Source organism: Neobacillus niacini (assembly GCF_023715785.1).
GTDB classification, from domain to species: domain Bacteria; phylum Bacillota; class Bacilli; order Bacillales; family Cytobacillaceae; genus Neobacillus; species Neobacillus niacini_E.
In genome coordinates, this window is the sequence record NZ_JAMBOX010000012.1 from 97,891 (window position 1) to 110,406 (window position 12,516).

General features: G+C 44.5%; 8 protein-coding genes and 1 other annotated feature. Of the genes, 3 read left to right on the plus strand and 5 right to left on the minus strand.

Annotation, left to right across the window (positions count from 1 at the left end; translation table 11 throughout):
* Window positions 1–198: 198 nt before the first annotated feature.
* The gene (gene ccpA, locus M3234_RS19840) at window positions 199–1,203 is read left to right on the plus strand and encodes a catabolite control protein A (protein ID WP_311315669.1); all 1,005 of its coding nucleotides are present in this window, start codon (window positions 199–201) and stop codon (window positions 1,201–1,203) included.
* A 1,030-nt stretch (window positions 1,204–2,233) separates the two neighbouring features.
* Here ccpA and M3234_RS19845 read toward each other — a convergent pair.
* The 3 genes from M3234_RS19845 to M3234_RS19855 all read right to left on the minus strand — a co-directional run bounded on the left by M3234_RS19845 (window position 2,234) and on the right by M3234_RS19855 (window position 4,838).
* Window positions 2,234–3,433: an acetoin utilization protein AcuC gene (locus M3234_RS19845; protein ID WP_396953972.1), complete on the minus strand. Its 1,200-nt coding sequence runs from the start codon at window positions 3,431–3,433 to the stop codon at window positions 2,234–2,236.
* Window positions 3,403–4,050 (minus strand): acetoin utilization AcuB family protein, encoded by a 648-nt coding sequence (locus M3234_RS19850; protein ID WP_262306384.1) that lies wholly within the window; start codon window positions 4,048–4,050, stop codon window positions 3,403–3,405. Before M3234_RS19850 ends, M3234_RS19845 begins: the two co-directional genes overlap by 31 nt.
* A gap of 155 nt (window positions 4,051–4,205) precedes the next feature.
* Window positions 4,206–4,838, minus strand: a complete 633-nt coding sequence (locus M3234_RS19855; RefSeq protein WP_262306385.1) for a GNAT family N-acetyltransferase — start codon at window positions 4,836–4,838, stop codon at window positions 4,206–4,208.
* Window positions 4,839–5,041: 203 nt separating this feature from the next.
* On the opposite strand from M3234_RS19855, the gene acsA reads away from it, so the two are divergent.
* Window positions 5,042–6,760 (plus strand): acetate--CoA ligase, encoded by a 1,719-nt coding sequence (gene acsA / locus M3234_RS19860; RefSeq protein WP_262306386.1) that lies wholly within the window; start codon window positions 5,042–5,044, stop codon window positions 6,758–6,760.
* A 511-nt stretch (window positions 6,761–7,271) separates the two neighbouring features.
* On the opposite strand, the gene tyrS is transcribed toward acsA, so the two are convergent.
* Window positions 7,272–8,525 (minus strand): tyrosine--tRNA ligase, encoded by a 1,254-nt coding sequence (gene tyrS / locus M3234_RS19865; RefSeq protein WP_262306387.1) that lies wholly within the window; start codon window positions 8,523–8,525, stop codon window positions 7,272–7,274.
* 43 nt (window positions 8,526–8,568) lie between these two features.
* Window positions 8,569–8,781 (minus strand) — a binding site (T-box leader).
* Between the two features lie 143 nt (window positions 8,782–8,924).
* On the opposite strand from tyrS, the gene M3234_RS19870 reads away from it, so the two are divergent.
* Window positions 8,925–11,672 carry a transglycosylase domain-containing protein gene (locus tag M3234_RS19870; RefSeq protein WP_262306388.1) on the plus strand — a complete coding sequence of 916 codons (2,748 nt, stop codon included), beginning with the start codon at window positions 8,925–8,927 and terminating at the stop codon, window positions 11,670–11,672.
* Between the two features lie 86 nt (window positions 11,673–11,758).
* Here M3234_RS19870 and rpsD read toward each other — a convergent pair whose 3' ends face one another.
* Window positions 11,759–12,361: a 30S ribosomal protein S4 gene (gene rpsD / locus M3234_RS19875; protein ID WP_262306389.1), complete on the minus strand. Its 603-nt coding sequence runs from the start codon at window positions 12,359–12,361 to the stop codon at window positions 11,759–11,761.
* Between the last annotated feature and the right edge of the window lie 155 nt (window positions 12,362–12,516).

Genomic DNA, 12,516 nt, shown 5'->3' on the forward strand with positions numbered 1-12,516 from the left:
CTTAATTATGTGCGGGAGGTTTTTTGGCATTATTGCGAAAAATGTTGACAAAGGCAATTGCGGCTTTGACCTTCTTGTCGTATCATTAAATACATAAATTAAGTTTGTTTACTTTCTCACAAAAATCAGTCATGACTAGAATCCTTGTTGTTGTTGTAAAATAAAGTAAACAATGCTCGTTTTAGGGGAGTGTTACTAGTGAATAATATTACGATTTATGATGTGGCCCGCGAAGCAAATGTATCTATGGCCACGGTTTCCCGTGTTGTGAACGGAAACCCGAATGTAAAACCGGTTACAAGAAAAAAAGTTATGGAAGTTATTGATCGATTAGGGTATCGTCCTAATGCGGTGGCAAGAGGATTGGCCAGCAAAAAAACAACAACTGTCGGGGTCATCATTCCGGATATCTCGAATATCTTTTTTGCTGAATTGGCACGCGGGATTGAAGATATTGCGACCATGTATAAGTACAATATCATCTTAAGCAATTCTGATCAAAATAAGGACAAAGAGCTGCATTTATTAAATACCATGCTGGGCAAGCAAGTTGATGGCATCGTGTTTATGGGTGGACATATTACTCCAGACCATGTTGAAGAATTTGAAAGATCACAAGTTCCGATTGTCCTAGCCGGTTCGATTGAAGAATCGAAACAAATCCCGTCAGTCAATATTGATTATGAACAGGCTGCTTATGATTCTGTAAAGGAATTTATCGATAGAGGCCACCAGCAGATTGCTTTTGTCATAAGCCCTCTTTATGAACCAGATATTTCTGTAAAGAAACTAAACGGCTACAAGCGAGCATTAGCGGAGGCAAATATCCCTGTTAATGAGGAACTGATTATTGAAGGGGAATATACTTATGACTCCGGAATTGAAGCCTTTGAAAAATTGTTGGAGTCTTCGGTCAAACCGACCGCCATCTTTGTCGGGGCGGATGAAATGGCCCTTGGTGTTGTTCATGGGGCAGAGGATAAAGGCTATCATATCCCTGAGGATTTCGAAGTGATTACTTCCGATAACACTCGGCTGTCACTGATGGTACGCCCACAGCTGACCACGATCGTTCAGCCGTTATATGATATCGGTGCAGTGGCGATGCGTCTGTTGACCAAGCTGATGAACAAGGAAAAGGTTGCGGAACAGACTGTTGTGCTCCCTCATAGAATTGAACATCGACAATCGACAAGAGAATAAATGAAAAGGGCCAACAGCTTGCTGTTGGCCTTATACATATTAAAAACTTTTTCTTCCTTTTATTATTTTCCTTACTACTTTAGACATGGACTATGCAAATTGTCTGTTGATTTGTGCTCCAGGCACTTCGCTTTCCGCGGGCGTGCCGGGGAGCCTCCTCAGCGCATGCGCCTGGGGGGTCTCCCACTGCCCCGTACTCCCGCAGGAGTCTTCGTGCCTTCCGCACAAATCAACAGAGTTTTTATAATATAAGAATCCTCCATACAAACAACCAATGACAAGATTTCTAAAGAACAGCTCTAATGACGAAAATTGAGGAAAGACTAATTAAACATGGATAAGTCATCTCTCATGACAAGTCTGAGGGCAAAATCAGCTCAATACGTCATGGGTGCCACTCATGACGTATCTGAGGGGAAAAACCAACCGAACTCGTCATAGGACTGCTTCTCATGACGTGTCTGAGGAAAAAAACCAACCGAACGCGTCATAGGACTGCTTCTCATGACGTTTTTGAGGGAAAAATCTAGCCGAATGCGTCATGGGACTGCTTCTCATGACGTGTCTGATGGAAAAAACCAGCCGAACGCGTCATGGGGCTGCTTCTCATGACGTTTTTGAGGGAAAAATCTAGCCGAACGCGTCATGGGGCTGCTTCTCATGACGTTTTTGAGAGAAAAATCTAGCCGAATGCGTCATGGGACTGCTTCTCATGACGTGTCTGATGGAAAAAACCAGCCGAACGCGTCATGGGGCTGCTTCTCATGACGTGTCTGAGGGAAAAATCTAGCCGAACGCGTCATGGGGCTGCTTCTCATGACGTGTCTGAGGGAAAAATCTAGCCGAACGCGTCATGGGGCTGCTTCTCAAGACGTGTCTGAGGAAAAAAACCAACGAACGCGTCATGGGATTGCTTCTCATGACGTGTCTGAGGGAAAAATCTAGCCGAACGCGTCATGGGATTGCTTCTCATGACAAAAAAATTGCCGAAGAATAACTTCCTCGACAATTTTGGGTTGGCCTTTTTCTATTAACTTGATTCACTTCTGGGATGGCTGCGAATTGGATACATTGCTTTTTCGAGGGTGAGAAGATTCTTTTCGGTGATTTCCGGTTTTCTGGGTATCGGAGTATACATGTATTCCGGATCGTCCCATTCCAGGGGCAGATTGACTGGAGCTTCCTTTTGCCATTGACTTACCCAGTCGGCGGGCAAGCTGCCGTAACCATTTGGATTTTCGGTCATTTCAAGCCAAATAAGCGCCCAGGCCCTAGGGACCACACGCCAGATATCATAACCGCCGCCGCCAACCGCAATCCATTTGCCGCCGCAGTATTGATGGGCAAGTTCATGGGCCAGTTTCGGAATTTCCCGGTAAATCTTCATTGTGGCCGATAAATGGGTTAACGGGTCATAGTAATGTGAGTCGGCGCCGTTCTGCGTCAAAATCACATCAGGCTTAAAAAAGTCCGCCACCTCTTTAAAGGCGTTTTTGTAAGCATAGAGCCAAGATTCATCCTCGGTAAAGGCATCGACAGGAATATTAAATGAATATCCATAGCCAGCCCCCTGGCCGCGCTCATTAATATTTCCTGTACCCGGAAATAAATATCGTCCGGTTTCATGAATCGAAAGTGTACAGACATTGGGGTCGTCATAAAAGGACCACTGGACGCCGTCGCCATGGTGGGCATCCGTATCAACATATAACACCCGGGCATTATATTTTTCCTGAAGATATTTAATTGCGACTGAACTATCATTATAAATGCAAAACCCGGAGGCTTTCCCCCGAAAGCCGTGGTGCAGGCCGCCGCCAAGATGCAGCGCGTGAAGTGCCTTTCCGGTCATTACTTGGTCGACAGCGGTCAATGTGCCGCCTACCAATAAGGCACTGGCTTCGTGCATGTTGGGGAAAATAGGGGTATCTTCGGTGCCCAGACCATAGTTTTCAGCAATCCCCTGTGGCAGAGCCCCTTGTCCTGCCTTTTTCACTGCATCGATGTAGCTTGGGTCATGGATTAATGTTAATTCTTCCTCTGTGGCCATACGCGGTGGAATCACTTGTTGCGGATCCAGGGCATTGATTTTATTTAATAAGTCCACTGTCAGTTTAAGCCGGAATTGATTAAACGGATGATGGCTGCTGAATTTATATTTCAACAATTCTTCCGAATAGATAAAGGAACAGCTGTCTTTCATATATTCATCCCCGGCAGATTCGGCCATAATACTTGATGTCCTGCCTGTTTAAGGTCTTGGATTAGTCCGGTCGGATTCATCAGTTGAACTCTGAGGACGAGAACTTTGAATGCCCCATCTTGCTTATCCGGGTAAACAAGAACACTAAGAATGTTTGCATTTCGTTTGCGGATAATGCCGGCAACATCGCTAAGGGCGCCTGAAATGTTCGGTACCCTTACTTCGATTTGGGATCCTGGTTGATGGACACCTGTCAATTCAATCATCGTCCGCAATAAATCAGTTTCCGTAACAATCCCTGCTAGTTTTCTATCATGTAAAATTGGGATACAGCTGATTTTATGTTCATAGAAAAGAGCGGCAGTCTCTTCGACAAAATCCAGAGGGTGTCCGGTGATAACGTCCCGCTCCATAATGGTATCGAGTGTCTTCTTCAGTATTTCAGGATGTTCATTTGCATGGAAAATGGATGGAGTTGCTTCTCTAATTTTTGCAACTGTTACCAGTCCCACCAGATGCTTTTCGTGATCGACAATAGGAATATGACGAATTTTCCTTACTTCCATTAAAGCCATCGCATCTGCGATTGTATCTGTTGGATGGAGCGTTGCTACATCCGTTTTCATGATTTCTTCAACAATCATTAGCCATCCCCTCGGTTCTTAAAAAATATTGTCTAGCTACAGCGCCTAGGGGGCTCGAGGTCATAAGCCAATCCGTCAAGAAGGCTAAAAAAACAGCCTTCTCGCCGGCTCGTCTTATGCTTGTCGCCCCTGGTCAAGGCGCTTTCGCTTTTCTATTAATACATAAAGCGGTTCATAAAACGGAGGCGGTCGAATCGCTGAATCGATTCGGTGTCAATGCGCTTACCGATTTTGGCCATCAGGCAGTTCGCCGGGTGTGAGCAAATTTCGGGATCATCGGTTGCATACCATTCCAATCCCCCGGCATTCATCATCTTTTCCATAACTTTCCGATATTCCCAAACATTTAATTTAGTCCCTTTTAAATCCCAATGCCAATAATACTCTGTTGTAATGATTATGTAATCTTCCATGGCATCATCCATCATGGACACAATCAGCAGGTTTTTTCCAACGGCGCACCCTCTGAATTTTGGGATTACTTCAATCGCACCTAGCTCTATTAAATTATCCATTTTTCCTTCCGACCAGCGTTCGAGCGGATCCGGATACAGGAATGTAACATAGCCTACGATGGTATTTTGATGGCGGGCAATAATAATTCTTCCTTCTTCCAAGTCAGCAATGCCAATCAGCGCCTCATGCTGCTGTGCCGGCGGGCGAAATGCGACAAGGTCTTCATGAAAATCATAGCCTGCCAGTTTTTCTGAAGAAACCGGTCCTTCGATTATTAATTTCCCGTGAGGAGTCTTTAATTCCTTGGCATTATAGGTTTTTTTATGCTCCATTTGGTCACCCCTGGAAATCTATAGTAATATCAAGTCTATTATACATGAATTTAACAGTTTAAAAGCGTTTTCACTAAATTTTCTTAAAATTTAGCGTGTTGCCGCAGACTTATAGTTTTTCAAAAATAAATATATTTTTAAAATTGTGAATAGTTATCAATTGTACTATAATAATCTTACAATACTTCAAAGGGGGAGATTCAATGAAAGTGGAAGCGTTACCAGTTGTGCAAGGGGAGCACAACTTGCGGAATTATGAAGAGACCTACCAGAGCTTTGACTGGAAGGAGACCGAAAAGGCTTTTTCCTGGAGTGAAACCGGGCTTGTTAATATGGCATACGAAGCCATTGATCGCCATGTCAACACGTTCCGAAAAAATAAGGTGGCCCTATATTATCGTGATGCTTCAAGAAATGAGAAGTATACCTTTAAGGAAATGAAGGAGCTTTCCAACAAAGCAGGGAATGTGCTAAAGAATTATGGTGATGTGGAGAAGGGTGACCGCGTGTTTATTTTCATGCCGCGTTCTCCTGAGCTTTACTTCACTGTTTTGGGTGCGATCAAGCTTGGAGCCATTGTCGGGCCGTTATTTGAAGCATTCATGGAAGGTGCTGTAAGGGATCGTTTACAAGACAGTGAAGCAAAGGTTTTAGTCACGACTCCTGAACTGTTTGAGCGTGTCCCAGTTAACGAACTGCCTGTTTTAAAGACTATTTTCCTCGTTGGGAAAAACGTCGACGAGCAGGGTCCATTTGTGAACTTCCTGGAAAAATTTGAAGCAGCCAGCAAGGATCTTAAAATTGAATGGGTTGACCGGACTGACGGCCTAATCCTTCACTATACCTCCGGTTCAACCGGAAAGCCTAAAGGAGTACTGCATGTACATAATGCGATGATTCAGCATTATCAAACGGCGAAATGGGTACTCGATTTGAAAGAGGAGGATGTTTACTGGTGTACGGCTGACCCGGGGTGGGTTACAGGGACTTCGTACGGGATTTTTGGACCGTGGTTAACGGGAACCTCTAACGTTATTATTGGCGGCCGCTTCAGCCCTGAAGTCTGGTATCAAATGATAGAGGACTTCGGCGTAACCGTATGGTACAGCGCCCCGACTGCGTTCCGGATGCTGATGGGTGCAGGGGATGAGCTTGTTAAAAAGTTCGACTTGAGCAGTCTTCGCCATGTGTTGAGTGTCGGTGAGCCATTGAACCCAGAGGTTGTCAAATGGGGCGCCAAGGTATTCAACAAACGGATTCACGATAACTGGTGGATGACGGAAACCGGCGCCCAGTTAATCAGCAACTACCCTTGTATGGAAATCAAGCCAGGTTCAATGGGCAAACCAATACCGGGTGTCGTTGCGGCGATTGTCGATAACCAAGGCAATGAACTTCCGCCATATCGAATGGGCAACCTGGCAATTAAAAAGGGCTGGCCATCGATGATGCATAAGATTTGGAATAACCCTGAAAAATATGAATCCTACTTTATGCCAAATGGCTGGTATGTATCCGGTGACTCTGCTTACATGGATGAGGATGGCTACTTCTGGTTCCAGGGACGTGTCGATGATGTCATCATGACTTCGGGCGAACGTGTAGGACCATTTGAAGTCGAGAGCAAGCTGGTTGAGCATCCGGCTGTTGCCGAAGCAGGCGTTATCGGTAAACCGGACCCTGTCCGCGGAGAAATCATTAAGGCGTTTGTTGCCCTGCGTGATGGCTATGAGGCAACTGAGGAATTAAAGGAAGAAATTAGAACATTCGTCAAAAAAGGCTTGGCTGCCCACGCGGCGCCTCGCGAAATCGACTTCCGCGACAAGCTGCCAAAAACCCGCTCCGGTAAAATCATGAGACGTGTGTTAAAAGCATGGGAACTGAACTTGCCGACCGGTGATTTGTCTACGATGGAAGACTAATAATTGAATGGGAACACCCAAACCGTGATTGCGGTTTGGGTGTTTTAGGGTTTACCCCCATAATTGAAGCATAAGAAAGTAGTTTTGCTAAAGTTTGGAAGTTATTGAGGACAGCTTCGGCTGGGAAATGGAGGCAAGTGTCCTCAATTGGTTTTATAGGAGCAGTGGGAAGCGATTTTTTCGCGTTTCACTACGCTTATAAGCTTTATAGGAGCAGTGGGAAGCGATTTTTTCGCGTTTCACTACGCTTATAAGCTTTATAGGAGCAGTGGTAGGCGGCTTTTTCATGTTTTACTACGCCTATAAGCTTTATAGGAGCAGTAGAAGGCGGATATTTCGTGTTTCACTACGCTTATAAGCTTTATAGGAGCAGTGGAAGGCGATTTTCACGCCCTTCACTACGCCAATAAACCTTATGAAAGCAGCAGATGTTGATTTTTTCGCTGAATCTACTTTAATTCCCAAACAAAGGGGCTTCAGAAATCCCTTTCCAAAGCCCCAACCCCCGAAATTAATACTTAATTAACGTATATTTCTTTTTCCCGCGTCTAATAATCGTAAACCGTCCCTCAATTTTGTCTGCATCCTGAAGAACATACGCCGTATCAGTAATCTTCTCACCATTTACTGTTACCGCACCATTCCCAATATCCTCGCGGGCTTGGCGCTTAGAAGGAGAAATTTTCGCTGCAACCAGCAGTTCAACTAGGTCGGCTTCCCCCTGCGCAGTATAAGATGGTACATCCTTAAAACCTTGCTCTATCTCACTAGCCGATAAACTGCGGACATCGCCGCTGAATAACGCCTGTGAAATCTTGATTGCCTGCTGCAAGGCTTCATCAGAGTGAATCAAACGAGTCATCTCTTCAGCCAAAGCCTTTTGAGCCTTACGGAGGTGCGGCTCTTCTTGGACACTGACCTCTAACGCTTCGATCTCTTCCTTAGAAAGGAAGGTGAAAAGTTTCAGGTACTTCACAACATCGGCATCAGCCGTGTTAATCCAGAACTGGTAAAACTCATACGGAGTTGTTTTTTCCGGATCGAGCCATACCGCGCCGCCTTCGCTCTTACCAAACTTGGTACCATCAGATTTGGTGACAAGCGGTATTGTCATCCCGAATGCCTTTGTTTCTTCCACGTGCATCTTGCGAATTAATTCAAGCCCCGAGGTAATGTTGCCCCACTGGTCACTGCCGCCGATTTGCAATTTGCAATTATAATGATCATATAAATGATTAAAATCCATCGCCTGCAAAATTGTGTAGGTGAACTCGGTAAATGAAATTCCCGTTTCGAGCCTTGAGGCAATCGTATCCTTTGCCAACAAGTAGTTAACCCCGATGTGCTTGCCGACATCACGAAGGAATGCAATCACATTCATGGAATTAGTCCAATCATAGTTATTAACCATAACGGCGCCATTTTCTCCTTCAAACTCAAAGATGGCTTCCAATTGCTTTTTAATCCCCTCGGAATTTTTCAAAATAACTTCGATTGTTTGCAGCTTTCGCTCTTCGCTTTTTCCGCTTGGGTCGCCAATCATGCCAGTGGCGCCGCCTACCAATACAATTGGGCGATGTCCATGCTGCTGAAATCTGCGCAACGTTAAAAAGGGCACCAAGTGGCCGATATGCAAACTGTCTGCGGTAGGATCCGTTCCGCAATACAGAGAAATTTTTTCGTTATCCAAAAGGTTTTTCAATCCTTCTTCATCTGTTTGCTGATAAATAATGCCACGCCACTTCAAATCCTCTAATAAATTCACTTTACAAGACCTCCATAATAAAAATAAAAACGCCCCTGCAAATTGCAGGGACGTATATATACGCGGTACCACCCAGCTTGAGGAAAATTCCTCCAACTCAAAAAAATAACGGTTTAAACCGGTCTCCGCTACTCACCTTCACAGAGAAAGCTCAAGGATGTAATTCATTCTTCTATATGTGACAGCTTGCACCGGCCGCTGCCTCTCTAAAAACAGGGATAGAAGAACTACAATGGGTTCCCTTCGAAGCTTTTACAAAAATTAATTTAATAATATTTCTATCATATAATCATCCTAATGTCAAACGCCAAATGGAAAATTTAGAAAATTGTAGAACGTTGTCAATATTTACAGGCTTCATATGCTATAATTGTAGGTGATTTTATTAGAGGTGATGCTATGAATGAAAAATGGAAAGTTTGGATGGAAAAGGCCCAATCCGTTATAAATTTATTGACTCATAAAAAAACGGTTAAAGGAGTCCGAATTACCTATTCGGTCGTCTGGAATTTATTTCTGCTTATTTTGTCGGTTGTTATTATAGGCGGCGCCTTTGCAACAGGGGTGGGAGCTGGTTATTTTGCTTCTCTGGTAAAAGACGAACCCGTCCGTTCCTATGATAGCATGAAAAAAGATATTTATAATTACACGGAAACATCGGAATTATATTTTGCTGATAATGTTTATTTGGGTAAACTGAGGACAGATTTGGAACGCGAAGAGGTTAAACTTGATCAGGTATCGGAAAACCTCATTAATGCTGTCGTTGCCACAGAAGATGAGTACTTTTACCAGCACCAAGGGGTTGTGCCAAAAGCAGTATTCCGCGCGCTTTTCCAGGAGGTAACCAACTCTTCGGTTCAATCGGGCGGCAGTACCTTGACCCAGCAATTGATTAAAAACCAAATTCTCACCAACGAGGTATCGTTCCAGCGCAAGGCAAATGAAATTTTGCTGGCGCTCCGCCTAGAGAAATTTTTTGATAAAAAAGAAATTCTTGAAGCGTACTTAAATGTCTCAACCTTTGGCCGGAACGCTTCCGGCCGGAATATTGCCGGAGTTCAGGCCGCCGCCAAAGGAATATTTGGCAAAACGGCTGCAGAACTTTCGCTGCCGCAAGCCGCTTTCATTGCCGGATTGCCGCAAAGTCCTTTCGGGTACACCCCGTTTACAAGGGATGGGCAAAGAAAAACCAATCTGGAACCTGGAATTTCTCGAATGAAAACCGTACTGAAACGGATGCTGGATGGCGGTTATATTAACGAGACCCAATACCAAGAGGCATTGGCCTACGATATTACCCAGGATTTCACGCAGCCAACTGCCAATCCAATTGATAATTATCCGTGGCTGACGTTTGAGATCGAAAAGCGGGCCATTGATGTTCTCATGACCGTCTTAGCGGAAAAGGATGGCTATTCTGAAAAGGACCTGCAAAAGGATGAAAGCCTGTTTTACAAGTATAAAGGGCTGGCCAGCCAAAATTTACGCCAAAATGGCTATGAAATTCATACAACGATTGACAAAGAAATTTACGATGCCATGCAGGTGGTAAAGGATAATTATAAAGATTACGGTCCGGATAAGCCGCAACAAAAGGAAGATCCGGATACCGGTGAAAAAATTACCGTAATGGAGCCAGTAGAGGTTGGTGCCGAACTGATTGAAAATAAAACAGGAAGAATCATCAGCTTCGTTGGCGGGAGAGATTACAACAAACAGCAGCTAAACCATGCTACGAGCGCAGTCCGGCCAAATGCTTCGACCATGAAGCCGCTGCTTGTATATGGGCCGGCCATCGAACTGGGCAAAGCGTCTCCAGGAACTCCGCTGCCAAACGTCGCGTTGAATTTTATTCCCGGAAGAGCAAAGCCATGGCCGCAAAACTATGATTTTCGCTATAGTGGCTTGGTTTCCGCACGATTTGCCCTTGCGAAGTCATATAACGTGCCGGCAGTAAAGTTATACTCGGAAATCCTCGATCAGAAACCGGCAAAATATCTCGAAAAGATGGGATTCACCTCTCTTCGAAATGATGATTATACGAACCTGGCGACCGCACTCGGTTCGATGAAAAACGGCGTTACTGTTGAGGAAAATACAAACGCATTTGCAACTTATGCAAACGGCGGGAAATTTATTGATGCCTATATGATTGAAAAAATTGTCGATAAGAGCGGCAAAATTGTTTATCAGCATGAGGTTAAGCCAGTAGATGTTTTCAAACCTCAGACCGCGTTCTTGACGCTTGATATGATGCGCGATGTCATCAATTCGGGGACAGCAGCCGGCATCAAGGGCAAGCTGGCTTTCAATGCTGATTGGGCAGGTAAAACGGGTACAGGGAATGAGTATGTGGATTCCTGGTTTGTGGCGATGAATCCGAATATTACCTTTGGAATCTGGACCGGCTATGATACGCCGAAATCATTGCGAGGCGGTCCTGTCTCTTACAGCCAGCGGACAAATAATCTTTGGGCTCAGCTTATTAATGCCGCTTATAAAATTAAACCAGAGCTAGTCGCACCAAAAGATAGTTTCCCGATGCCAGAGGGCATTGTTAAGCGCAGTTATTGCGCCGTTTCGGGACTGCTTCCGTCCGATGCCTGTTCAAAAGCGGGCTTGATTGAAAGTGATTATTTTAACGTGAAGGATGTCCCAACAAAGGTCGATGACAGTTTGATTGAAGGGCAGTTTGTAACAATAGGCGGTAAAAGATATTTGGCCCTGGATTCAACTCCAAAAGAGTTTGCACAATCCGGATTAATCTTAAACCCTGACTTTGTTGAAAGAATGGTTGGCAAAGATTTTAAAAACATTGACCAATTAATTCCGGATCGGGACCGCTGGGGAAAAGTTCTTGTCTCAAGTGCCAAAATGGGGGACAATGGCAAGAAACCGGATGGTGTCTATCTTACAGTTTCTGGGAATACATTGACGTGGACAGCATCTCCTGATAATGATGTCGTCGGCTATCGTGTCTACCAGGGTAGCTTCATTTCCAATAAAGTAGCCAGTATTACAGCAGGTTCAAGTCTTTCATTTAACGCCATAAATGGATCTTATTATGTTACTGCAGTAGACATTGCCGGTAACGAATCTGCACCATCCAACGTCGTTGAGGTTGGCGGATTCGAAGCCCAATAATAAGAAGCCGTACCGAAAATTTCGGTGCGGCTTTACTTTTTTATAAAAAAACCTTGGAAACAAGGTTTCCAAGGTTTTGATAACGATTATCTTGAGTAGAACTCAACGATGAATGTTTCGTTGATTTCAGCAGCTAATTCAGAACGCTCTGGCAAGCGAGTGAACGTGCCTTCTAACTTGTCAGCATCGAAAGTTAAATAATCAGGAATGAAGTTGGTTACATCGATTGCTTCCTTGATTACATCAAGATTGCGTGACTTTTCACGAACGCTGATTGTTTGACCAGGAGCTACACGGTATGATGGGATATCAACGCGTGAACCATCAACCAAAATGTGGCCGTGGTTTACTAACTGGCGAGCTGCACGACGAGTGCGAGCAAGACCTAAACGGTAAACAAGGTTGTCAAGGCGAGACTCAAGAAGAATCATGAAGTTTTCGCCGTGAACGCCGCTCATTTTGCCTGCTCTAACGAACAGATTGCGGAATTGGCGCTCGTTTACGCCATACATATGACGAAGCTTTTGCTTCTCTTGCAATTGCAATCCGTATTCGGAAAGCTTCTTGCGTTGGTTTGGACCATGTTGTCCAGGAGCGTAAGGACGCTTTTCTAATTCTTTGCCTGTGCCGCTTAGAGAAATTCCAAGACGACGGGATAATTTCCAGCTTGGGCCGGTATAACGAGCCATTAAAGACTCCTCCTCTATTGTTTTTATTTGTAAAATAAAAACCGTTATGAACCTTCCAAAATAGCCATTTTGTTTTCATGCACCATCGCCCTAGCAGCAGAGGGTTACGCGATGCACCATCATAAGCGCTTGTCCATGTATACTTATGAGGAACA